This is a genomic window from Pseudomonas sp. SDO52101_S400, assembly GCF_054071635.1.
The window spans coordinates 1-22,428 of record NZ_JBSVWF010000081.1 but is presented as its reverse complement, the minus strand read 5'-3'; the positions used below and the strand labels follow the sequence as shown (position 1 = coordinate 22,428).

Annotated in this window: 19 protein-coding genes; 6 read left to right on the top strand and 13 right to left on the bottom strand. The window is 59.9% G+C overall.

What is annotated here, in order from left to right:
- Nucleotides 1–57: 57 nt before the first annotated feature.
- The 3 genes from ACW9HX_RS26930 to ACW9HX_RS26920 all read right to left on the bottom strand — a co-directional run bounded on the left by ACW9HX_RS26930 (nucleotide 58) and on the right by ACW9HX_RS26920 (nucleotide 2,684).
- On the bottom strand, nucleotides 58–795 hold the full coding sequence (locus ACW9HX_RS26930; protein ID WP_457382922.1) for an S-methyl-5'-thioinosine phosphorylase: 738 nt from the start codon (nucleotides 793–795) through the stop codon (nucleotides 58–60).
- A 12-nt stretch (nucleotides 796–807) separates the two neighbouring features.
- Nucleotides 808–1,818, bottom strand: a complete 1,011-nt coding sequence (gene nagZ / locus ACW9HX_RS26925; protein ID WP_457382921.1) for a beta-N-acetylhexosaminidase — start codon at nucleotides 1,816–1,818, stop codon at nucleotides 808–810.
- Between the two features lie 158 nt (nucleotides 1,819–1,976).
- Nucleotides 1,977–2,684, bottom strand: coding sequence for a TetR/AcrR family transcriptional regulator (locus ACW9HX_RS26920; RefSeq protein ID WP_007953037.1), 708 nt, complete (start codon nucleotides 2,682–2,684; stop codon nucleotides 1,977–1,979).
- A gap of 230 nt (nucleotides 2,685–2,914) precedes the next feature.
- On the opposite strand from ACW9HX_RS26920, the gene lexA reads away from it, so the two are divergent.
- Together lexA and sulA are read left to right on the top strand one after the other, a co-directional pair.
- Nucleotides 2,915–3,523 carry a transcriptional repressor LexA gene (lexA, locus tag ACW9HX_RS26915; RefSeq protein ID WP_096822089.1) on the top strand — a complete coding sequence of 203 codons (609 nt, stop codon included), beginning with the start codon at nucleotides 2,915–2,917 and terminating at the stop codon, nucleotides 3,521–3,523.
- Nucleotides 3,524–3,533: 10 nt separating this feature from the next.
- Nucleotides 3,534–4,007, top strand: a complete 474-nt coding sequence (sulA, locus tag ACW9HX_RS26910; protein WP_457382920.1) for an SOS-induced cell division inhibitor SulA — start codon at nucleotides 3,534–3,536, stop codon at nucleotides 4,005–4,007.
- 79 nt (nucleotides 4,008–4,086) lie between these two features.
- Here sulA and ACW9HX_RS26905 read toward each other — a convergent pair whose 3' ends face one another.
- The 7 genes from ACW9HX_RS26905 to ACW9HX_RS26875 form a co-directional block, all read right to left on the bottom strand.
- Nucleotides 4,087–4,320: a hypothetical protein gene (locus tag ACW9HX_RS26905; protein WP_003226592.1), complete on the bottom strand. Its 234-nt coding sequence runs from the start codon at nucleotides 4,318–4,320 to the stop codon at nucleotides 4,087–4,089.
- A 106-nt stretch (nucleotides 4,321–4,426) separates the two neighbouring features.
- The gene (locus ACW9HX_RS26900; RefSeq protein WP_457382919.1) at nucleotides 4,427–4,951 is read right to left on the bottom strand and encodes a DUF6586 family protein; all 525 of its coding nucleotides are present in this window, start codon (nucleotides 4,949–4,951) and stop codon (nucleotides 4,427–4,429) included.
- Nucleotides 4,952–5,122: 171 nt separating this feature from the next.
- On the bottom strand, nucleotides 5,123–7,753 hold the full coding sequence (gene topA / locus ACW9HX_RS26895) for a type I DNA topoisomerase (protein ID WP_457382918.1): 2,631 nt from the start codon (nucleotides 7,751–7,753) through the stop codon (nucleotides 5,123–5,125).
- Between the two features lie 114 nt (nucleotides 7,754–7,867).
- Complete coding sequence (locus tag ACW9HX_RS26890; RefSeq protein WP_007953059.1) at nucleotides 7,868–8,104, bottom strand: DUF1653 domain-containing protein; 237 nt, start codon at nucleotides 8,102–8,104, stop codon at nucleotides 7,868–7,870.
- A 99-nt stretch (nucleotides 8,105–8,203) separates the two neighbouring features.
- Nucleotides 8,204–9,379 (bottom strand): acetyl-CoA C-acyltransferase FadA, encoded by a 1,176-nt coding sequence (gene fadA / locus ACW9HX_RS26885; RefSeq protein WP_085613118.1) that lies wholly within the window; start codon nucleotides 9,377–9,379, stop codon nucleotides 8,204–8,206.
- Between the two features lie 29 nt (nucleotides 9,380–9,408).
- Nucleotides 9,409–11,556 (bottom strand): fatty acid oxidation complex subunit alpha FadB, encoded by a 2,148-nt coding sequence (fadB, locus tag ACW9HX_RS26880; RefSeq protein ID WP_457382917.1) that lies wholly within the window; start codon nucleotides 11,554–11,556, stop codon nucleotides 9,409–9,411.
- Between the two features lie 540 nt (nucleotides 11,557–12,096).
- On the bottom strand, nucleotides 12,097–12,534 hold the full coding sequence (locus ACW9HX_RS26875) for a hypothetical protein (protein WP_457382916.1): 438 nt from the start codon (nucleotides 12,532–12,534) through the stop codon (nucleotides 12,097–12,099).
- A 103-nt stretch (nucleotides 12,535–12,637) separates the two neighbouring features.
- Between ACW9HX_RS26875 and ACW9HX_RS26870 the strand changes: the two genes are divergently transcribed.
- Nucleotides 12,638–13,075, top strand: a complete 438-nt coding sequence (locus ACW9HX_RS26870) for a universal stress protein (protein WP_047295289.1) — start codon at nucleotides 12,638–12,640, stop codon at nucleotides 13,073–13,075.
- Nucleotides 13,076–13,150: 75 nt separating this feature from the next.
- Here the strand turns inward: ACW9HX_RS26870 and ACW9HX_RS26865 are convergent, their stop codons facing one another.
- A complete protein-coding gene (locus ACW9HX_RS26865; protein ID WP_096822094.1) occupies nucleotides 13,151–15,073 on the bottom strand; it encodes an ATP-binding cassette domain-containing protein in 1,923 nt (640 codons plus the stop codon).
- Nucleotides 15,074–15,286: 213 nt separating this feature from the next.
- On the opposite strand from ACW9HX_RS26865, the gene ACW9HX_RS26860 reads away from it, so the two are divergent.
- Nucleotides 15,287–17,215, top strand: a complete 1,929-nt coding sequence (locus ACW9HX_RS26860) for a transglycosylase SLT domain-containing protein (protein ID WP_457382915.1) — start codon at nucleotides 15,287–15,289, stop codon at nucleotides 17,213–17,215.
- Nucleotides 17,216–17,308: 93 nt separating this feature from the next.
- Here the strand turns inward: ACW9HX_RS26860 and ACW9HX_RS26855 are convergent, their stop codons facing one another.
- Nucleotides 17,309–19,114 (bottom strand): ABC transporter transmembrane domain-containing protein, encoded by a 1,806-nt coding sequence (locus ACW9HX_RS26855; protein ID WP_457382914.1) that lies wholly within the window; start codon nucleotides 19,112–19,114, stop codon nucleotides 17,309–17,311.
- A gap of 258 nt (nucleotides 19,115–19,372) precedes the next feature.
- Between ACW9HX_RS26855 and ACW9HX_RS26850 the strand changes: the two genes are divergently transcribed.
- The gene (locus ACW9HX_RS26850; RefSeq protein ID WP_065260694.1) at nucleotides 19,373–19,552 is read left to right on the top strand and encodes a PA1571 family protein; all 180 of its coding nucleotides are present in this window, start codon (nucleotides 19,373–19,375) and stop codon (nucleotides 19,550–19,552) included.
- Between the two features lie 57 nt (nucleotides 19,553–19,609).
- Here ACW9HX_RS26850 and pdxB read toward each other — a convergent pair whose 3' ends face one another.
- Entirely contained in the window at nucleotides 19,610–20,752 is a 1,143-nt protein-coding gene (gene pdxB / locus ACW9HX_RS26845) for a 4-phosphoerythronate dehydrogenase PdxB (protein ID WP_457382913.1), read from the bottom strand.
- Nucleotides 20,753–20,932: 180 nt separating this feature from the next.
- On the opposite strand from pdxB, the gene ACW9HX_RS26840 reads away from it, so the two are divergent.
- Nucleotides 20,933–22,342, top strand: coding sequence for an MATE family efflux transporter (locus ACW9HX_RS26840; RefSeq protein ID WP_457382912.1), 1,410 nt, complete (start codon nucleotides 20,933–20,935; stop codon nucleotides 22,340–22,342).
- Nucleotides 22,343–22,428: the final 86 nt, after the last annotated feature.

Genomic DNA, 22,428 nt, shown 5'->3' with positions numbered 1-22,428 from the left:
CGATCTCTGTGGGAGCGGGCTTGCCCGCGAAAGGCTCGGCTCGGTTTCGAGCCAGACTCAGCCCTTGAGTACCCGCGCCAACGTCGACTTCACCTTGCCCATGCCGTCGTGCAGCGCCTGCTCGATTTCGGCCATGGTGATCACTTCAGTGGTCTTGCCTGCCGCCGGGTTCACCACCAGTGACAGACAGGCGTAATCCAGATCCAGCTCACGGGCCAACGCCGCTTCCGGCATGCCGGTCATACCAACGATGTCGCAGCCATCACGCTCCAGGCGCACGATCTCGGCCACGGTTTCCAGGCGCGGGCCCTGGGTGCAGGCGTAAACGCCTTGGTCGCTGTATTCGCAGCCTTCGTCGGCCAGCGCAGCAATCAGTTGCTGACGCAGTGGCTCACTGTAGGGAAAGCTGAAGTCGATGTGCGTGACATGCTCCAGATCATCGGCGAAATAGGTGTGTTCGCGACCGCTGGTGTAGTCGACGATCTGATGCGGTACGCAGAAATGTCCGGTGCCCATTGCCGGATGAATACCACCCACGGCGTTGACCGCGATGATTGCTTCGGCCCCGGCCTGCTTCAACGCCCAGAGATTGGCGCGATAGTTGACCTTGTGTGGCGGGAAGCGATGCGGGTGGCCGTGGCGAGCGAGGAACAGCACTTCCTTGCCGGCGTATTCGCCAATCTGGACTTCAGCCGATGGCGCACCATAAGGCGTATCCACTGCCAGCGACTGACGAATGCTCAGGCCTTCCAGCTGGGTCAGGCCGGTGCCACCGATGATTGCGTAAACCGTCATAGCGAAAAATCCTTAATCGATCAGTTGAGCGTCTTTGAGCGCGCCGACAGCGGTCAGCCAGCGCGGATCCTGACGGTATTCGGTGCTGGCGAACGCCTGACCGCGCATCCGTGCGATGCGTGGCGACGGCTTGACCTTCATACGTTGCGCGGCGCTCAAGGCCAACTCGGCGGCAGCGCGGTCGTTGCACACCAGGCCCATATCGCAACCGGCGCTGAGCGCGGCTTCGATACGGCTGGCAGCATCGCCTGCCACATGCGCGCCGGCCATCGACAGGTCGTCACTGAAAATCACGCCGTCGAACTGCAACTCGCCGCGCAGGATGTCCTGCAACCAGCGACGGGAGAAACCGGCCGGCTGCGCATCGACTTGCGGATAAATCACATGGGCCGGCATGACGGCAGCCAATTGCTTGCTCAGTTTGGCGAACGGTATCAGGTCGTTGGCGCGGATCTCTTCAAGACTGCGCTCGTCATTGGGGATCGCGACGTGAGAGTCCGCTTCCGCCCAGCCGTGGCCGGGGAAGTGCTTGCCGGTGGCGGCCATGCCTGCGCTGTTCATGCCTTTGATGAAAGCACCGGCGAGCAGTGCTGCACGCTCCGGATCGCCCTCGAATGAACGGGTGCCGACCACCGCGCTGCGCTGGTAATCCAGGTCCAGCACGGGGGCAAAGCTCAGATCGAGACCGACAGCCAGCACTTCTGTAGCCATAATCCAGCCGCATTGCTCGGCCAGATATTCGGCATTCGGGTTGTCAGCGATGGCACGCATGGCCGGCAAACGCACAAAGCCCTGACGCAGGCGCTGGACGCGACCGCCTTCCTGGTCCACCGCCAGCAGCAGGTCCGGACGAATGGCACGGATTGCAGCGCTCAGCTCACGCACCTGACGTGGGTGCTCGATGTTACGGGCGAAAATGATCAGGCCGCCCACTTCGGGCTGACGCAACAATTGGCGATCTTCGGCCGTCAGCCAGGTACCGGCGACGTCCACCATCAACGAGCCTTGCAGGCCAGCAGTCATAGAGATTCCTTGAAAACGAAAAACCCGCTACCCACGAAACCACCGCCAGGGGCTTTGCCCGGCAGGTTGGTGATTTCAATGAGAAACGGGTTCAGAACGAGAGTCGGCATGGGCGGCTAGCTTAGCGGATGTCAGCTGCCGCGCCCACCCATGGACCGTTAAACCTTGGCAGGCGCCGGCGCTGATTTGCTGCGTGGTCGCAGCTGCGCGGTGGCCATCGCAGTATCAGTGACACCGGTTTCGGCACGCATGCCGGCCGCCAGAAACGGCACCATCAGGCGCATCACCTGCTCGATGGAGGTGTTGACGCCGAAATCGGTCTCGGCGATCGCGCGCAAAGCCTTGATACCCGACATGCTGAACGCCGCAGCACCGAGCATGAAGTGAACACGCCAGAACAGTTCGATAGGAGGAATACGCGGTGCGGCTTCGTTCACCAGCAGCATGTAGCGGCGGAATACCTTGCCGTACATGTCTTCCAGATAGCGGCGCAAGTGGCCCTGGCTCTGACTGAATGCAAGACCGAGCAAGCGCATGAAGATCGACAGATCATTGCCACTGCGTGGTTGCACCACCAGTGCCTGCTCGACGAGGATTTCCAGCAGCTCTTCAAGCGAAGGCTTGTTCTCTGGCTTGGCCTGACGCCGCTCAAGCTCTTTGTCGAGACTGATGCAGAACGGACCGAGGAAGCGCGAGAAAACCGCCTGGATCAACGCCTTCTTCGAGCCGAAGTGATAGTTCACCGCAGCGAGGTTGACCCCTGCCTTGCTGGTGATCAGACGCAATGAGGTTTCGGCGAAACCTTTTTCCGCGAACAGCTGTTCTGCAGCATCAAGAATGCGTTCAACGGTTTCCGACTGGGCCATGACTACTCCGCCTGACAAACACTTGTTTGAAACATACGTTTCAGCCTATGCCTTGTCAAGCCTGCCAGTTCGTTTTGGGAATGGTCGGTCAGTTATTTAACCACAACAGGGACGCCACATTAATCGACGCCGTCACTGACCGTCCGGCGGCCTGCGAAAAAACGGCCATTGCCAAGACCGACTCACTGTATATAATCCCAGTCACTGTATAAAAAGACAGAGCGATCAATATGATTAAGCTGACGCCACGCCAAGCCGAGATTCTGGCCTTTATCAAACGCTGCCTCGAAGACAACGGCTACCCGCCGACCCGTGCGGAAATCGCTCAGGAACTGGGTTTCAAATCCCCCAACGCCGCCGAAGAGCACCTCAAGGCGCTCGCCCGTAAAGGCGCAATTGAAATGACCCCGGGCGCTTCTCGCGGCATTCGAATCCCCGGCTTCGAAGCCAAGGTTGACGAATCCACCCTGCCGATCATCGGCCGCGTGGCCGCCGGCGCACCGATTCTCGCTCAACAGCACATCGAAGAGTCCTGCAACATCAACCCGGCCTTCTTCCACCCTCGCGCCGACTACCTGTTGCGCGTTCACGGGATGAGCATGAAGGACATCGGTATTTTCGACGGTGACCTGCTGGCAGTTCACACGACCCGGGAAGCACGCAACGGTCAGATCGTGGTTGCCCGGATCGGCGACGAAGTGACGGTCAAACGCTTCAAGCGCGATGGCAGCAAAGTCTGGCTGATCGCCGAAAATCCTGAGTTTGCCCCTATCGAAGTCAACCTGAAAGATCAGGAACTGGTGATCGAAGGCTTGAGTGTCGGCGTAATCCGCCGCTAAAGGAGGCTTTATGCAGTTCCCACACGTACCTCAGCAAACACAACTGCCGTTGTTCGAGGCATTCCTGGCGCAACCGCTGCCCCCCATCCTCAAGGATGTAACCGAGCGCCCATGGAATGTCGAACCCGAAGCGTTCAGTGAACTGTCGCTGCGCGGCGCGGCCGGGAACTGCCTGAACCTGCTGGCACCGATACTTCGTGAATTGAGTGAGGATCAGGACGCACGCTGGCTCACCTTGATTGCGCCGCCAGCGAGCCTTACCCAGGCCTGGCTGCGAGATGCCGGACTGAATCGAGAACGCATCCTGCTGCTGCAACCGCGCGGCGCACAGAGCGCACAGCAACTGGCTTGTGAAGCCCTGCGCCTGGGTCGTAGCCACACCGTGGTGACATGGTTGAACCCGCTCAACTCAGGCTCACGCCAACAACTGATCAGCGCCGCCCGCACCGGGGACGCTCAAAGCTTGAATATTCGATTGGGCTGACTGCATGCGCGCTACTTAGAGCGCGGGGCTTCTCAAGGGATAGGGAAGCCGAACCGAAGCGATAATCGACGGGTGGTGCTCAATGAAGAACCCGCGGCCCCTCTTCCTTATCAAACTCGCCTTCAACCATTCGACCGGCCATTTGCACGCCGACGCTCAGCATCGCTTTGGCAATTTCAACGTGCTGGCCCTGCAGAAATGCCTTGGCATCCTCGGAGAAATCCAGAGTCACCAGAGACCCCTCATCCTCGGCCCTGCGCAGTTCGATTCGGCCGTCTGGTAGCTCGACAATTTCTAGAAAGGACGTTGGCATATAGGTCTGTTCTCCACGAAAGGCAGGGATTATATAGAGATCGCTCAGGATTCGCTCAGGATCTTGACCAGCAGCACGCATCTCGTCGCCACCGGCCAAGAAGCCATCAGCACTCGTTCAAGCCTTCACGAAAACGGATAGCCAGACCCTTCAGGTTCTGTCGCCAGCTCTCCAGCTCCTCACGACTCAATTCTTCGGGCGCCTGCTCTTCATCCAGATTAACCGCCTGAATCAGTGGTTGAGTCACATCGCCTTTTGGCTTGTGCGGTACCCGTGGCGGCTGAAACAACGCCGAATGCGCCGCCAGCAATTTAGCCAGCCAGGTTTCCGGATTTCCTGCCAACTCCACCATCTCGGCCAACTCTGGAATGGCAATCGACTCCAGCACTTCGCGATTCAGCAGCGTTTCCGCCCGTGGCGCATTGGCCTGCGGCAGCCTGTAGAATCCGGCAATTTCGTGACACAACCCCAGCAACGCACCATAGAGATGGAACAACGCCGATTCACGCCCGGCCTGAATCAGTGCCAGCGAATTCATCGCCCGCCCCTCTTCGGCCCTGGCCAGCGCTTCCAGCGACAAACCCGCGAAATAGATCTTCTGATTGGTACGGGTATAGAGTTCGTGGGCCATGTCGGCACTCTCCACAACGAAATAATTGCTTCACACAGGCCGGACAGTGTCATGGATCAGCCGATCCGACCGCAAGCATTAAACAAAAAGGCCGCATGAAAACCCGAAGGTTGTCATGCGGCCTTTTATATTGAGGGTGCCTGATCAGCGCACCCTCAGATCAGCGTTTGCTCAAGCCTTGGCTTTTGCCGGACGCTTGTCCTCAACCGTCCACTTCCCACCGTCGAAGAACGCCTTCCAGCCCGTCGGCTTGCCGTCGACTTCGGTCTGGACGTATTGCTCCTTGGTCTTGCGGCTGTAGCGGATCACTGCCGGCAGACCATCTGGATCTTTCTGAGGCGCTTCGCACAGGAAGTGATACTTCGGATCAATCTCATCCTTGTGCGGCAGAATCTCGATCACCAGCGGAGCACGGGTCTCGCGGTTTTTCGGGAACTGGCTGGCCGCCAGGAACAGGCCGGATGCACCGTCGCGCAGGATGTAGGTGTCGTTGACCTTCTCGCATTTCAGCTCAGGCATCTTCACCGGGTCCATCTTCGGCGGCGCCGCATCACCGCTCTTCAGCAGCTTGCGGGTGTTCTTGCAGGTCGCGTTGGTGCAACCGAAGAACTTGCCGAAACGACCGGTCTTGAGCTGCATTTCGCTGCCGCATTTGTCGCATTCCAGGCTCGGACCTTCGTAGCCCTTGATGCGATAGCTGCCTTCTTCGATTTCGTAGCCAGCGCAATCCGGGTTGTTACCGCAGATGTGCAGCTTGCGCTTCTCGTCGAGCAGATAAGCATCCATTGCCGTGCTGCAGATCGGGCAGCGGTGTTTGCCACGCAGCACCAGGGATTCCGATTCACCCTCGTCGTCCGCTGCGATTTCATCGCCCGGCACAAGGTTGACGGTGGCCTTGCAGCGCTCTTTCGGCGGCAGGCTGTAGCCCGAGCAACCGAGGAACACGCCAGTCGAGGCAGTACGAATCTGCATCGGACGGCCGCAAGTGGTGCACGGAATGTCGGTCATCACCGGCTGGTTGGCGCGCATGCCGGCTTCCGGGTTTTCAGCCACTTCGAGTTTCTTCTTGAAGTCGCCGTAGAACTCGTCCAGCACGTTTTTCCAGTCGCGCTCGCCCTGGGCCACGTCATCGAGGTTCTCTTCCATGCCGGCGGTGAAGCCGTAGTCCATGAGATTCGAGAAGCTCTCCGACAGACGCTCGGTAACGATGTCGCCCATCTTTTCCGAATAGAAACGACGGTTGTGCAGGGTCACGTAGCCGCGATCCTGAATGGTCGAAATGATCGCCGCATAGGTCGAAGGACGGCCAATGCCGCGCTTTTCCATTTCCTTCACCAGACTGGCTTCCGAGTAACGGGCCGGTGGCTTGGTGAAATGCTGGGTCGGATCGAGCTTGATCAGCTTCATCACGTCGCCCTGCGCCATGTCCGGCAGGACATCGTCGTCGCCAGGCTTGGTGATTTGCGGCAGGACGCGAGTGTAACCGTCGAACTTCAGGATGCGGCCCTTGGCACGCAGCTCGAAGTCGCCAGCGGCCACGCTGACGGTGGTCGACAGATATTGCGCCGGCAGCATCTGGCACGCCAGGAACTGGCGCCAGATCAGCTCGTAGAGGCGCTCTGCATCACGCTCCATGCCAGCCAGCTTGCTTGGCGTGGTGTTGGCGTCGGAAGGACGGATCGCTTCGTGAGCCTCTTGTGCGCCTTCCTTGCTGCTGTAGACGTTCGGCGACTCCGGCAGGTACTTCTTGCCAAACTCGGTTTCGATGTAATCGCGCGCCATCGCCACGGCATCAGCCGAGAGGTTGGTCGAGTCGGTACGCATATAAGTGATGTAGCCGGCTTCGTAGAGACGCTGGGCCATCATCATGGTTTTCTTCACACCGAAGCCCAAGCGGTTGCTGGCGGCCTGTTGCAGTGTGGAGGTGATGAACGGTGCCGACGGTTTGCTGCTGGTCGGTTTGTCTTCACGCTTGACGATGCTGTAGCTGGAGGACTTGAGCTTCTCCAGCGCGGCCGTCGCCTGCGCTTCGTTCAGCGGCTTGAAGGCTTCGCCTTTCTCGCGAGCCACTTCGAAACGCACGGTCGAGCCTTTGGCGGTGCCGAGGTCGGCGTGCACTTCCCAGTACTCTTCCGGGTTGAACGCGCGGATTTCACGCTCGCGCTCGACCACCAGTTTCACGGCAACCGATTGCACGCGACCGGCGGACAGGCCACGGGCGATCTTGGCCCACAACAGCGGCGAGACCATGTAGCCGACGACGCGGTCGAGGAAACGACGGGCCTGCTGGGCGTTCACTCGATCGATATCGAGCTCGCCCGGCTCCGAGAAGGCTTCCTGAATCGCTTTCTTGGTGATTTCGTTGAACACCACACGCTTGTAGCGGCTGTCGTCACCACCGATGGCTTCGCGCAGGTGCCAGGCAATGGCTTCCCCCTCGCGATCCAAGTCGGTTGCGAGATAGATGGTGTCAGCATCCTTGGCGAGCCGGCGCAGCTCTTCGATGACCTTTTCCTTGCCCGGGAGGATCTCGTACTTGGCTTTCCAGCCGTGATCGGGATCGACACCCATGCGCGAGACCAGCTGCTTGCGCGCCTTCTCTTTCGGCGACAGCGCTGGCGCTTCGCCCGCAGCAGCCTTGCCGCGCTTGGCGGCAGGCTCCTTGCTGGCGCTAGCCGAACCGCTGGTGGGCAGGTCTCGGATATGGCCGATACTCGACTTCACCACGTATTGGTTGCCCAGATACTTGTTGATGGTCTTGGCCTTAGCCGGGGATTCCACAATGACCAGCGATTTGCCCATGGATCAGAAAATTCCTGAATTCTAGAAGTGAAAGGCGGTTGGCGCCTGACGCGGCACCGCTATATATAGTGGCTACAAGGTGAGGTCAAGCGCAGGGTTTTGCGCGCACTCGCCTTACGGCTTCGAAAAAAGGCTCGGTTCGGCTTGCACCAAAGCAAAGCGTGGGACCTGCTCGCCGTCAACTTCGACAGACTCCAGGAACATGCTCAAGGGACGCACCCAAAAGCCATAATCGCCATACAGGGCTTGGTAAAAGACCACTTCTTCTTCGGTCTCGGAATGCCGCGCGACACTGAATACGCGGTACTGCGGACCTTTGTAATGTTGGTAGAGCCCAGGTTGTATCGGCATGCTTCGGCCCTCACTCAAATTTTTTCAAAATAAAAACAAAAATAAATCCGCAAAAACAAAAACCGGGGCACTTGGCCCCGGCTTCCATCGACGAGACGCTTAAACGCGTTCGAAGACGGTGGAGATGCCTTGGCCGAGGCCAATGCACATGGTGGCCACCCCGAAGGTGCCGCCATTCTGCTTCATCACGTTCAGCAAAGTGCCGGAAATACGGGCACCGGAGCAACCGAACGGGTGACCCAGGGCGATCGCGCCGCCGTGCAGGTTAACCTTCTCATTCATCTTGTCGAGCACTTTCAGGTCTTTCAGCACTGGCAGGGCCTGTGCGGCGAACGCTTCGTTGAGCTCGAAGAAGTCGATATCGTTGATACCCAGGCCTGCACGTTTAAGTGCTTTCTGAGTAGCCGGTACCGGACCATAGCCCATGATCGCCGGATCCACACCTGCCACTGCCATCGAACGAATCACGGCCATTGGCTGGATGCCCAGGTCCTGCGCACGCTGCGCCGACATCACGATCATGCACGAAGCACCATCGGTGATCTGCGACGAAGTGCCGGCAGTCACGGTGCCGCCCTTTGGATTGAACGCCGGCTTCAGAGCCGCCAGACTTTCCAGGGTGGTTTCCGGACGAATGGTTTCGTCGTAGTCGAAGGTTTTCAGGAAACCGTTCTCGTCGTAACCCTGCATCGGGATGATTTCGTCCTTGAACTTGCCTTCCACAGTCGCCTTGTGGGCCAACTGGTGGGAACGCACGCCAAAGGCGTCCTGCTGTTCGCGAGTGATGCCGTGCATCTTGCCCAGCATTTCAGCGGTCAGGCCCATCATGCCCGAGGCTTTCGCCGCGTACAGGGACATGTGCGGGTTCGGATCGACACCGTGCATCATGCTCACGTGGCCCATATGCTCGACGCCACCAACCACGAATACGTCACCGTTGCCGGTCATGATCGCTTGCGCGGCGGTGTGCAGCGCGCTCATCGACGAGCCGCACAGACGGCTGACGGTCTGGCCGGCCGAGGTGTGCGGGATCTGGGTCATCAGCGACGCCATGCGCGCGATGTTCCAGCCCTGCTCCAGGGTCTGGTTCACACAGCCCCAGATCACGTCCTCGACTTCTGCAGGATCGACCTTGGTATTGCGTTCCAGCAGTTTGCTGATCAGGTGCGCCGACATGTCTTCGGCGCGAGTGTTGCGGTGCATGCCGCCCTTGGAGCGGCCCATCGGAGTACGACCGAAGTCGACAATCACGACGTCTCTAGGATTCAAGCTCATAAGTTCACTCTCACTCTAGTTGGGGGCGCTTAACCGAAGAAGCTCTGGCCGTTCTTGGCCATTTCGCGCAGCTTCGCGGTCGGGTGGTACAGCGCGCCCAAATCAGCGTACTGGTCGGCCAGGGCAACGAACTCGGCAACACCGATCGAGTCGATGTAGCGCAGCGCACCACCACGGAATGGAGGGAAACCAATACCGTAGACCAGACCCATGTCGGCTTCGGCGGCGGTTTCGACGATGCCGTCTTCCAGGCAACGCACGGTTTCCAGGCACAGCGGGATCATCATCCAGTTGATGATGTCTTCGTCAGTGACTTCGCGCTGCTCGTAGACGATCGGCTTGAGCACTTCCAGTACCGACGGATCGGCGACTTTCTTCTGCTTGCCTTTCTTGTCGGCCTCGTAGGCATAGAAGCCCTTGCCGTTCTTCTGACCCAGACGCTTGGCTTCGTAAAGCACGTCGATGGCCGAACGACGGTCGTCCTTCATGCGGTCCGGGAAGCCTTCAGCCATTACGTCACGACCGTGGTGACCGGTGTCGATGCCGACCACGTCCATCAGGTATGCCGGGCCCATCGGCCAGCCGAATTTCTCCATGATCTTGTCGATACGGACGAAGTCCACACCGGCGCTGACCAGCTTGGCGAAACCGCCGAAGTACGGGAACAGTACGCGGTTGACCAGGAAGCCCGGGCAGTCATTGACGACGATCGGGTTCTTGCCCATTTTCTTGGCGTAGGCAACGGTGGTCGCAACAGCCAGCTCGCTGGACTTCTCGCCACGGATCACTTCCACCAGCGGCATCATGTGCACCGGGTTGAAGAAGTGCATGCCGACGAAGTTTTCCGGACGCTTGAGGGCCTTGGCCAGCAAGCTGATGGAAATGGTCGAGGTGTTGGACGCGAGGATGGTGTCCTCTTTGACCTTGTCTTCGACTTCCGCCAGAACGGCTTGCTTGACCTTCGGGTTCTCGACCACGGCTTCGACAACCAGGTCGACGTGACCGAAATCGCCGTAGGACAGCGTAGGACGAACGCCGTTGAGCACTTCAGCCATTTTCGCGGCGGTCATGCGGCCTTTATCAACGCGACCAACCAGCAGCTTGGCGGCTTCAGCCAGACCTTGCTCGATACCGTGCTCGTTGATGTCCTTCATCAGGATCGGCGTACCTTTGGAAGCCGACTGATAGGCGATACCGCCACCCATGATGCCGGCACCCAGTACGGCAGCCTGCTTCACGTCCTTGGCGATTTCGTCGTAGGCCTTGGCCTTTTTCTTCAGTTCCTGATCGTTCAGGAACAGACCGATCAAGCTCTGCGCAGCAGAGGTCTTGGCCAGTTTCACGAAACCTGCAGCTTCGACTTCCAGCGCCTTGTCGCGACCGAAGTTCGCGGCTTTCTGGATGGTCTTGATCGCTTCGACCGGGGCCGGGTAGTTCGGGCCGGCCTGACCAGCCACGAAACCTTTGGCGGTTTCGAAAGCCATCATTTGTTCAATGGCGTTCAGCTTGAGCTTTTCCAGCTTCGGCTGGCGCTTGGCTTTGTAGTCGAACTCGCCGGAGATGGCGCGCTTGATCAGTTCAAGGGCAGCATCCTGCAGTTTTTCAGGGGCAACCACGGCATCGACGGCGCCGACTTTCAGCGCGTCTTCAGGACGGTTTTCCTTGCCGGCGGCAATCCACTCGATAGCGTTGTCGGCACCGATCAGGCGCGGCAGACGCACGGTACCGCCGAAGCCCGGGTAGATGCCCAGTTTGACTTCCGGCAGACCGATCTTGGCCTTGGTGGACATGACGCGGTAGTCCGCTGCCAGGCACATTTCCAGACCGCCACCCAGGGCGATGCCGTTGATCGCGGCTACGGTCGGAACGTTGAGGTCTTCGAAATCGCTGAAGATCTTGTTGGCTTCGAGATTGCCAGCAACCAGCTCGGCATCCGGCAGCTTGAAGTTGTCGACAAATTCGGTGATGTCGGCGCCGACGATGAACACGTCCTTGCCACTGCTGACGATCACGCCCTTGATCGAAGCATCTGCCTTGATGGTGTCTACGGCCTGACGCAGTTCGTTCAGGGTAAGACGGTTGAACTTGTTGACGGACTCACCCTTGAGGTCGAATTTTAATTCGACGATGCCACTTTCAAGAGCTTTAACCGTGATGGCTTTACCTTCGTAAATCATCAACTGATCTCCACGATATGGAAGCTGAACAGTACACGTCGGACGCAGGCGAATGGCTCGGCAGGACGCTTTTTCGTCAATGCTGACACCAATCCACCCGGCACACCCGCCAACGCGATAGTCGGGATTCTGTAGGAGCAGTCTGCAATACAAACGCTCAATTCATACGCCCGTTTGATTTGGGTACGCCACCTTCACGGAATTTCCGACAATTGTCAATCGCCCTAAATACGGGTTGAAATGCGACTTTGCGGTCATTTCTGTAAGACGCAGCCCGCCAACACATGCTTGCATGTGAGGGCATTCATAAGATTAATAGTTAGAAAAGTCGCCCTAATTCGCTGCAAGCCTTGTTTAACAGGCTACGCTCGCTGGACTACGAAGGAAAACAGGCGCACTTTTGCTGACCGGACCTTACCGAATCAACGCCAAAAAGAATTTCCGGCCTGCCTGGCCAACCCCGCCCGATGAATCATGTCGGGCTTTTTATTGCTCGTCTGCCGGACGTTTCGCACCGTTGCAGCGCGAAAAGTCCGCGAGTCATGCCAGCGCTTTCAGCGTGGCATCAATGTCCAGCAAAACCGAAGCGTCACCCTTCTCGCCCCAATAGAGCGCGATCATCTGCTTGTCGGCTTCAACCTTGAAAACGTTGCCCGGCAATTTCTCGAAATGATTGAGCAGCAGCGGATCTTCGCAGGCTTCCTGCCACTGATTGACCCACACCCCCGGGGACTTCTGCCAATACGTCCAGCACACCGGCTGCTTGCTGCGCCGTGGCCGATGGTATTGCGCACAAGGGTTTGGTGGCTCCTGAGACAGCCAGTGCGGCCACTCCTGAGGCGCCAGCTGCATAGCCAGTCCGATGCGCCGGGCCTCTGTGCGCAAGGCTATCCGGCCACTCTGTGCACGGGACGGGCGCAACCACGCCAGCGGACTCAACACCACCAGCAGGATTGACACCACCAGCCAGACCGTCATATCTCTACTCCCGTTTTGTCATGAGCACATTGCGTCACTTTGGAACCAATGCGCTTGAAACCAGCCATACTTAACAATATTGATCCCTCACGAGGAGCACCTCATGCCCTACCACCATATCCTGGTCGCCGTAGATCTGACCGAAGAGTGCGACCCTGTGATCCACCGCGCCCGAGAGCTGTCGGTGAGCAATGGCGCCAAGCTGTCGCTGGTGCATATCGTCGAACCGATGGCCATGGCCTTTGGTGGTGACGTGCCGATGGATCTGTCACAACTGCAACAGCAACAGTTCGATCAGGCCAAGGAGCGCCTCGAGCGCCTGAAGCACAAGTACACCGAACTGGAAGGCTCCAACTGCCACCTGACCTACGGCCAGCCACGTCAGGAAATCCACCATTTCGCCAAGGATCAGGAATGCGACCTGATCGTGGTCGGCAGCCATGGCCGGCATGGCCTGGCGCTGCTATTGGGCTCGACCGCCAACGATGTCCTGCACGGCGCACCTTGCGATGTGCTGGCGGTGCACCTGGTCAAACGCTGATCCCAGGCACTTGTGAAAAGCTAAAAAGCCCGGCGTCCATCACTGGACGCCGGGCTTTTTCATGCCAGGAAACAATCAGGCATCCAGCTCGGCCCAACGCTCCACCAACGCATCCAGCTCCGCCTGCAACTGCTCCAGAGAAGCAATCACCTTGGCCGTCTCGGCTGGCGGACGCTGGTAGAAACCGGCTTCAGCCATTTCAGCCTCGACAGCAGCGATCTGCTGTTCCTTTGCGTCGATGTCGCCCGGCAACGCTTCCAGCTCGCGCTGAAGCTTGTAGCTCAGCTTTTTCTTCGCAGCCGGGGCCGCAGCAACAGGCGCGGCAACCGGAGCTGGTTCGGCAGTCACCACCGCCGAGTTCAGGTCGGCCTTGCCGGACTTGCTCTCGGTCACGCCCAACAGACGCGGCGAGCCGCCCTGGCGGATCCAGTCCTGGTAGCCGCCGACGTATTCGCGAACCTTGCCTTCACCTTCGAAGACCAGAGTGCTGGTGACCACGTTGTCGAGGAATGCCCGGTCGTGGCTGACCATCAACACAGTGCCGTTGAAGGTCAGCAGCACTTCTTCGAGCAGCTCGAGGGTTTCAACGTCGAGGTCGTTGGTCGGTTCGTCGAGTACCAGCAGGTTTGCAGGCTTGCTGAACAGCTTGGCCAGCAGCAGACGTGCACGTTCACCACCGGACAACGCCTTCACCGGCGTGCGGGCACGCTGCGGGCTGAACAGGAAGTCGCCGAGGTAGCTCAGTACGTGGCGGCTCTGGCCGTCGATATCGATGAAGTCGCGACCTTCGGCGACGTTGTCGATCACGGTCTTTTCCAGATCCAGCTGATGACGCAACTGGTCGAAGTAGGCCACGTCGATCCTGGTGCCCTCTTCCACTTTGCCGCTGGTCGGTTGCAGACCGCTGAGCATCAGTTTCAGCAGGGTGGTCTTGCCGGTACCGTTGGCGCCGAGCAGGCCGATACGGTCGCCGCGCTGCAGCACCATGGAGAAATCGCGGATCAGGAACGGACCGCCCGGATGCGCGAAGCTCACGTTATCCAGCACCATTACCTGCTTGCCGGACTTCTCTGCGGTGTCCAGCTGGATGTTGGCCTTGCCGGTACGCTCACGACGCTCACTGCGCTCGACGCGCAGGGCTTTCAGCGCACGTACGCGACCTTCGTTACGGGTGCGACGGGCCTTGATGCCCTGACGAATCCACACTTCTTCCTGGGCCAGACGCTTGTCGAACAGCGCGTTGGCAGTCTCTTCAGCCGCCAGCGCGGCTTCTTTGTGCACCAGGAAACTGGCGTAGTCGCCGTTCCAGTCGATCAGGCCGCCGCGATCCAGTTCGAGGATGCGGGTGGCGAGGTTTTGCAGGAAGGAACGGTCGTGCGTGATGAACAGCACGGCGCCCTGGAAGTCCTTCAGTGCTTCTTCCAGCCAGGCAATCGCACCGATGTCCAGGTGGTTGGTCGGTTCGTCGAGCAGCAGCAGATCCGGCTCGGACACCAGCGCCTGCGCCAGCAGCACACGACGACGCCAGCCGCCGGACAACTCGGCGAGGGTCTTGTCGGCCGGCAACTGCAGGCGGCTCAGAGTACTGTCGACCAGGGTTTGCAGGCGCCAGCCATCACGGGCTTCGAGGTCGTGCTGGACGTGCATCAGCTTGTCCAGATCGGCGTCGGTGACGATGTTCTGGCTCAGGTGGTGATATTCGGCGAGCAAGGCGCCAACACCATCGAGGCCTTCGGCGACCACGTCGAACACTGTCCGCTCGTCGGCCACCGGCAATTCCTGCGGCAATTCACCGATTTTCAGACCGGGGGCACGCCACACCGAGCCGTCATCAGGCTTCTGGTCGCCCTTGACCAGTTTCATCATGCTGGACTTGCCAGTGCCGTTGCGACCGATGATGCACACCCGCTCACCACGGGCGATCTGCCAGGACACCTTGTCCAACAACGGCATCGCGCCGAATGCAAGGGACACATCGCTGAATTTGAGCAGGGTCATGAGCTTCTCCAAAAACCGGGCGCGCATTCTACCTGAATCGGGACCCGAGCAGGCCGGCAATTTCGCCGCTGACGCACTCTGCACAACAATTGTTGCGAACTTGTGCTGCAAGGCCCGCAAAGCTTTCGCCGGCTGCTGGCAAAAGGCTAAGCTACAGACAATTCAGTGCCGCCAATGTCGGCACTTGTCATGATTTCTCTGCCCGGATGTCTCATGCGCAGTCGCCTTTTCAGTGTTTTGTCCTGTTTGCTACTCACCGCCGCTGCCGCCCAATCCGCCCAGGCGGTGGACCTGTCCACCCAGCGCCAGTATTACGATGAGGCCAAACGCGCCCTGGCCAAGGGCGACACCGGCCCGTATTTTCGCTACAGCCAGGCCCTCGCCGATTATCCGCTGGAGCCGTATCTGGCTTACGACGAGCTGACCGCTCGCCTGAAGACCGCCAGCAACGCGGAAATCGAAAAATTCCTCGCCGAACACGGTGACCTGCCCCAGGCCAACTGGATGAAGCTGCGCTGGTTGCGCTGGCTGGCCGACCGTGGCGAATGGGCGACCTTCGTCAAGTATTACGACCCGAAACTCAACTTCACCGAACTGGACTGCCTGAACGCGCAGTACCAGATCAGCAGCGGCCGCAAGGCCGAGGGTTACGCGAACGCCGACAAACTGTGGCTGACCGGCAAATCGCAACCGGCGGCCTGTGATGCACTGTTCGGGATCTGGGCCGCCGACGGCCAGTTAACCGAGCAAAAGCGTTGGGAGCGCACCAAACTCGCTGCTCAGGCGCGCAACTATCCGTTGGCCAACAGTCTGGTCAACGGTCTGACCACCCTCGCCCCACGCGGGCGTCTGCTGGTGGACGTTGCGCAAAAACCTGAGTTGCTGAACCAACCGTCGCGCTTCGCCCCGGCCGATGAGCCGATGTCGGATATCGTCAGCCTTGGCCTGCGCCGCCTGGCGCGCCAGGATCCGGACAAGGCCATGGATCTGCTCGATGGCTACGCCAGCAGCATGCATTTCTCCCGTGATGAAAAAGTCGCGATCGCCCGGGAGATCGGCCTGACCCTGGCACGTCGTTTCGATAGTCGCGCACTGGACGTGATGACCAAATATGACCCGGAACTGCGCGACAACACCGTGTCCGAATGGCGCCTGCGCCTTCTTCTGCGTCTGGCGCGCTGGGACGACGCCTACCAATTGACTCGCCGTCTGCCCCAGGATCTGGCTACCACCAACCGCTGGCGTTACTGGCAGGCCCGCAGCCTGGAACTGGCGCAACCGCAGAACCCGGAAGCGCAAACGCTGTACAAGAGCCTTGCACGAGAACGGGATTTCTACGGTTTCCTCGCCGCCGACCGCTCACAGCTGCCTTATTCGCTGGTCAACAAACCGCTGGTGCTCAGCCAGGCCACCATCAACAAGGTGCGCAACACGCCCGGCGTACGCCGTGCGCTGGAGTTTCACGCCCGCGGGCAGATCGTCGATGGCCGTCGCGAGTGGTATCACGTCAGCCGTCATTTCAACCGCGATGAAATGGTCGCCCAGGCCAAACTGGCCTACGACCTGAAGTGGTACTTCCCGGCGATCCGCACCATCAGCCAGGCGCAGTACTGGGACGACCTGGACATCCGCTTCCCGATGGCCCACCGCGACACTCTCGTGCGTGAAGCCAAGGTCCGCGGCCTGCATTCGAGCTGGGTGTTCGCCATCACCCGTCAGGAAAGTGCCTTCATGGACGACGCCCGCTCCGGCGTCGGCGCCAGCGGCCTGATGCAACTGATGCCCGGCACCGCCAAGGAAACCGCGCGCAAGTTCAGCATTCCGCTGGCCTCGCCGCAGCAAGTGCTGGACCCGGACAAGAACATCCAGCTCGGCGCGGCCTACCTGAGCCAGGTGCACAGCCAGTTCAACGGCAACCGCGTGCTCGCCTCCGCCGCCTACAACGCCGGTCCCGGCCGCGTGCGCCAGTGGCTGCGCGGTGCCGACCACCTGAGCTTCGACGTGTGGGTGGAAAGCATCCCGTTCGACGAAACCCGCCAGTACGTGCAGAACGTGCTGTCCTACTCGGTGATCTACGGTCAGAAACTCAACTCGCCGCAACCGCTGGTCGATTGGCATGAGCGGTACTTTGACGATCAGTGATCGTGCAAAGATCGACGTAAACAAAAATGCCCGCATCGAGAGATGCGGGCATTTTTTATGGCGCTCGACTGGGTCGGCTACATGGTCGGTTACTTAGTCGTTTACTTGGTCGGTTACTTGGTCGGTCGAAGCCAGATGCCCATCACTGAACTGCAACGCCGCCAACCGCGCATACAGCGGATTGCTCGCGATCAGTTCCTGATGTGTACCGATCGCCACCAGTTTGCCCTGATCCATCACCGCAATCCGGTCGGCGTTTTTCACCGTGGCCAACCGGTGGGCGATTACCAGAGTTGTGCGGTTTTGCATCAGGCTGGGCAGCGCTTGCTGGATCAGGTGTTCGCTCTGGGCATCGAGGGCGCTGGTGGCTTCGTCCAGCAGCAGGATCGGTGCGTCGACCAGCAATGCCCGGGCGATCGCCAGGCGCTGGCGTTGTCCGCCTGACAGGCCGAGACCGCCGTCCCCCAGGTGGGTCTGGTAGCCATCGGGCATTTGTTCGATGAAATCGTGGGCATGAGCGATTTTCGCGGCTTCCCGTACCTGCTCCAGAGTGGCGGTCGGGCAGCCGTAGCGAATGTTTTCTTCGACGCTGCCGAAGAACAGCGCCGGGGTCTGCGAAACCAGTGCGAAGCAGCGACGCAGGTCCAGCGGATCAAGACTCGTCAGCGGCACACCGTCGATCAGGATTTGCCCTTCGCGCGGATCGTAAAAACGCAGCAACAAGTCATACACCGTGGACTTCCCCGCGCCCGACGGCCCAACGAGCGCGAGGGTTTCGCCCGCTTTGACCGTCAGACTCAAGCCGTCAACGGCAAAGCTTTCGGGACGCGACGGGTAGGAAAAGCGCACGTCCTGCAACGCCAGCTCGCCTTTGATCCGCTCCGGCAACGTCACCAGCCCGACTTTCGGCGGCTGGATGATGTTTTCGGAACGCAGCAGTTCGGCGATTCGCTCGGCGGCGCCCGCCGCTCGCTGCAACTCGCCGATCACTTCGCTCAACGTACCAAAGGCACTGCCGACGATCAGGCTGTAGAACACGAACGCCGCCAGTTCACCGGCAGAAATTCGCCCGGCAATCACATCCATGCCACCGACCCACAACATCACCGCGACGGCACCGAGCACCAGCACGATCACCAGCGTGATCAGCCAGGCTCGCTGAAATATCCGCTTGCGTGCGGTTTCGAACGCCTGCTCGACGGTGCTGGCGAAACGTTGTTCGTCCTGCACCTGATGGTTGTAGGCCTGCACGGTCTTGATCTGGCCGAGGGTTTCCGAGACGTAGCTGCCAATGTCGGCAATCCGGTCCTGACTCAGCCGGGAGAGGTTACGAACGCGCCGCCCGAAAATCAGGATCGGCGAGATCACCAGCGGCAAGGCAATCACCACAATACTGGTGAGCTTGGGGTTGGTGATGAACAGCAGCACGACACCGCCAATGACCATCAGCAAATTGCGCAGGAACAGTGACAGCGACGAGCCGATCACCGATTGCAGCAATGTTGTATCCGCGGTCAGCCGTGACTGGATTTCCGAGCTGCGATTGTCCTCGTAGAACCCGGGATGCAGGTACACCAGATGGTTGAATACCTGTCGACGGATATCAGCGACCACGCGCTCACCGATCCAGGACACCAGATAAAACCGGGCAAAAGTGCCGACAGCGAGCCCCAGTACCAACAGCATGAACAGAGCAATGGACTGGTTGAGCAGATGCGGAGACTGGGTCATGAATCCCTGATCGACCAGCAGCTTGATGCCCTGCCCCATCGACAACGTAATGCCGGCCGTAACGATCAACGCAAGCAATGCACCGAAGGCCTGCCAACGATACGGCGCAAGAAAATGACTGGTCAGGCGCAAGGCCCGGCGATGGCGCGAGGAAAGCATCGGGATCATTCGGGTTCACGTCGTGTGATGATTAATGGGGCCAACCTGGACACTCAATGGGGTGGAACTCTGCAAATCACAATGAGTCAGGTTAATTATGACCGGCCAGACTACCCCCTAGATGCTATCGGTCTAACGTCCTGGTTGAGACGAACGGTCATTTCTGCTTGAGTGGAGATACCGTTCCGGAAAGATCGAAGGGAGTTGTCACAGCCTGGTCACCTGACGGTTTTATTGTGCTTACACAACCTGATGAGGAGACAGGCCATGTCCTTGCAACACAGCAGCGATGACAAGATTCAAGTGATCCGCACCAAGCCCGGCCAACCTCTGGGTTGCTCGATTATCGATAAGGATGGGCGCGAAGTGCCAATCACTGAAGACATGATCCAGAACGCCTGCCGCGAACTGGAGAAGCGATTGGTCAAGCCTGCCGAACAAAAGTGATATCGCCACCGTCTTCCTGACCCGGCCCCTCCAGGCCGGGTTTTTTCTGCCCGATGCTTAAACGGCCACAGCGCCCAGCGCGGTCACGATCTGTTGCAATGCCGGGGAATGCCCCTCGATCCGCACTTTCAGCCCTTCGATCTCGCGCCGTACCGGATATTGTTTGCGCAATACATCGAACGCCGCACGCTGCTCACCGACACTACCCAACAGGGTGCGGCGGAAATCCGCATCGTCCCGGCGCGGGTCGTACACGCCACGGCACAACATCGCCAGTGCCCACGCCGGATCGCTGTCGGCATGCAGGGAAACTTCCGACAACCACGGTGCCGGCAACAGATCGCCGAGCTGAATGCTGGCAGGCTGACCGATGAATTCGCAGTAAGCCTGATAGATCTGCGCCGTGCCGCGTTGCTTGCCATCGAGGCTGTAACCGGCGATATGCGGGGTAGCCAGTACACAGAGTTCGGCCAGCGCCACATCCACTTGCGGTTCGGCTTCCCAGACATCGAGCACCGCCTGCAGGTCTTCACGCTCCAGCAGCACTTCGCGCAACGCGGTGTTATCCACCACCGGGCCACGGGCGGCGTTGATCAGCCAGGCGCCCGGCTTGAGTTGCTGCAAACGTTGCTCGTTGAACAAGTGCCAGGTCGCGCCGTCGCCGTCGCGGGTCAGTGGCGTGTGCAGACTGATCACGTCGCACTGCGCGATGATCTGCTCCAGGCCGACATAGTCGCCGCCTTCGGCCGCCTGACGCGGCGGATCGCAGACTTTCACGTTCCAGCCCAGGCCCCTGAGGACCTTGATCAGGCGACCACCGACTTCACCGGCACCGATCACGCCATAGGTGCGTTCACTCAAATCCACGCCTTCGATTTCGGCCAGGGTCATCAGGCTGCCAAGCACGTAATCGACCACGCCTCGGGCGTTGCAGCCGGGTGCGCTGGACCAGGTAATGCCAGCCTCGTTGAAATAATCGAGCTCCAGGTGATCGGTACCGATGGTGCAGGTGCCGACAAACCGCACCTTGCTGCCTTCGAGCAACGCGCGGTTGACGTTCGTCACCGAGCGCACCAGCAGCACGTCGGCCTGCTCGACCGTGGCCCGGTCAATGGAACGGCCCGGCACCCGGCGGATCTCGCCGAAACCGGCAAAAAAGGCATCGAGCAGCGGGATATTTTCGTCGGCAACAATCAGCATGGCGGGGCTCCTTGGGCGGATCGGCAGTGTAGGCGCTGGGAGTGCGATGAGCCAGCAAGCTGTAATTTCTTGATCGTTCGAAGGCGATTACAAATCCGCAACAGAGGATTTTTCCTGACCATAACGTCAGCGGCGTAGAATGCCCGGCCTTGCGTATCAACCCCTGTGGACGCTTTGCCTGTGAATTCCGTAACTGAACGCCCTGCTGCCGTTTCCCTCAACCGCCCTGCCCGGGTTCGCCTGGAGCTGAAGAATCTGCTCGGCCTGGCCTTGCCGATCATGATCGCGCAACTGGCAACCACCGCCATGGGCTTCGTCGATGCGGTGATGGCCGGTCGTGTCGGGCCAAAGGATCTGGCGGCCGTGGCGCTGGGCAACTCGATCTGGGTGCCGGTGTTCCTGCTGATGACCGGCACTTTGCTTGCCACCACGCCGAAAGTCGCCCAGCGCTTCGGCGCGGGGACCCACAGCGAGATTGGCCCGATCGTGCGGCAGGCCTTGTGGCTGGCACTGGTGGTCGGGCTGATGGCGACCGGCATGCTGTTCAGCGCCGAACCGATCCTGCACCTGATGAAAGTCGATCCGGAACTGATCGGCCCGTGCATGCAGTACCTGCACGGCATCGCCAGTGGTCTGCCGGCGGTGGCCTTCTACCATGTGCTGCGCTGCACCAGTGACGGCCTCGGTCGCACGCGGCCGGCGATGGTGCTGGGCCTGTGCGGCCTGGCGCTGAACATTCCCCTGAACTACGTGTTCATTTACGGTCACTTCGGCGTGCCGGCCATGGGCGGCGTCGGTTGCGGCTGGGCCACGGCGATCGTGATGTGGGTGATGGCGTTGGGCCTGGCCGGTTATGAGCGCTGGGCGCCGGCCTACAAGTCGAGCGAACTGTTCAACCGTTTCGACTGGCCACAATGGGCGGTGATCAAGCGTTTGCTGGCTATCGGTCTGCCGATCGGCGTCGCGGTGTTCGCCGAGTCGAGCATCTTTGCGGTGATCGCGCTGCTGATCGGCAGCCTTGGCGCCACCGTGGTGGCCGGGCACCAGATCGCGTTGAACGTCAGCTCGCTGGTGTTCATGATTCCGTACTCGCTGGGCATGGCCGTGACCGTACGCGTCGGCCAGGCATTGGGCCGTGAAGAACCCCGTGAAGCGCGTTTCGCTGCCGGTGTCGGCATGGGCACCGCGCTGGCCTACGCCTGCCTGTCAGCGAGCATGATGCTGCTGATGCGCGAGCACATTGCGGCGATCTACACGTCGGATCCGATGGTAATTCACATCGCCGCGATGCTGATCGTGTACTCCGCGCTGTTCCAGTTCTCCGACGCGATCCAGGTCACCGCCGCCGGCGCCCTGCGCGGTTATCAGGACACGCGGGTGACAATGATCCTGACCCTGTTCGCCTACTGGGGCATCGGCCTGCCGGTGGGTTACGCCCTCGGCCTGACCGACTGGCTCGGCGAGCCTCGGGGCCCGAGCGGTTTATGGGAAGGCCTGATCGTCGGCCTGAGCTGCGCAGCGCTGATGCTGTCGATCCGCCTGACGCGCAGTGCACGCAAACGCATTCGCATCAGCCGCTCGATGGGCTGACCGGCCATAAAAAAAGACCTGCAGATGCAGGTAATGCCGATCAGTTAAGCCTTCTCGCTTGACCTTTGGCCGCAAGAAATCAAAAT

What these genes read in the sequence shown, in the direction of transcription:
- ACW9HX_RS26875 (WP_457382916.1), bottom strand. Translation starts at nt 12,534, where the DNA reads ATGACGGTCTGGCTGGTGGTGTCAATCCTGCTGGTGGTGTTGAGTCCG.
- sulA (WP_457382920.1), top strand. Translation starts at nt 3,534, where the DNA reads ATGCAGTTCCCACACGTACCTCAGCAAACACAACTGCCGTTGTTCGAG.
- ACW9HX_RS26900 (WP_457382919.1), bottom strand. Translation starts at nt 4,951, where the DNA reads ATGGCCCACGAACTCTATACCCGTACCAATCAGAAGATCTATTTCGCG.
- topA (WP_457382918.1), bottom strand. Translation starts at nt 7,753, where the DNA reads ATGGGCAAATCGCTGGTCATTGTGGAATCCCCGGCTAAGGCCAAGACC.
- ACW9HX_RS26920 (WP_007953037.1), bottom strand. Translation starts at nt 2,684, where the DNA reads ATGGCCCAGTCGGAAACCGTTGAACGCATTCTTGATGCTGCAGAACAG.
- pdxB (WP_457382913.1), bottom strand. Translation starts at nt 20,752, where the DNA reads ATGCTGATTGTTGCCGACGAAAATATCCCGCTGCTCGATGCCTTTTTT.
- fadA (WP_085613118.1), bottom strand. Translation starts at nt 9,379, where the DNA reads ATGAGCTTGAATCCTAGAGACGTCGTGATTGTCGACTTCGGTCGTACT.
- ACW9HX_RS26855 (WP_457382914.1), bottom strand. Translation starts at nt 19,114, where the DNA reads ATGATCCCGATGCTTTCCTCGCGCCATCGCCGGGCCTTGCGCCTGACC.
- ACW9HX_RS26860 (WP_457382915.1), top strand. Translation starts at nt 15,287, where the DNA reads ATGCGCAGTCGCCTTTTCAGTGTTTTGTCCTGTTTGCTACTCACCGCC.
- ACW9HX_RS26905 (WP_003226592.1), bottom strand. Translation starts at nt 4,320, where the DNA reads ATGCCAACGTCCTTTCTAGAAATTGTCGAGCTACCAGACGGCCGAATC.
- nagZ (WP_457382921.1), bottom strand. Translation starts at nt 1,818, where the DNA reads ATGACTGCTGGCCTGCAAGGCTCGTTGATGGTGGACGTCGCCGGTACC.
- ACW9HX_RS26930 (WP_457382922.1), bottom strand. Translation starts at nt 795, where the DNA reads ATGACGGTTTACGCAATCATCGGTGGCACCGGCCTGACCCAGCTGGAA.
- lexA (WP_096822089.1), top strand. Translation starts at nt 2,915, where the DNA reads ATGATTAAGCTGACGCCACGCCAAGCCGAGATTCTGGCCTTTATCAAA.
- ACW9HX_RS26865 (WP_096822094.1), bottom strand. Translation starts at nt 15,073, where the DNA reads ATGACCCTGCTCAAATTCAGCGATGTGTCCCTTGCATTCGGCGCGATG.
- ACW9HX_RS26890 (WP_007953059.1), bottom strand. Translation starts at nt 8,104, where the DNA reads ATGCCGATACAACCTGGGCTCTACCAACATTACAAAGGTCCGCAGTAC.
- ACW9HX_RS26870 (WP_047295289.1), top strand. Translation starts at nt 12,638, where the DNA reads ATGCCCTACCACCATATCCTGGTCGCCGTAGATCTGACCGAAGAGTGC.
- fadB (WP_457382917.1), bottom strand. Translation starts at nt 11,556, where the DNA reads ATGATTTACGAAGGTAAAGCCATCACGGTTAAAGCTCTTGAAAGTGGC.
- ACW9HX_RS26850 (WP_065260694.1), top strand. Translation starts at nt 19,373, where the DNA reads ATGTCCTTGCAACACAGCAGCGATGACAAGATTCAAGTGATCCGCACC.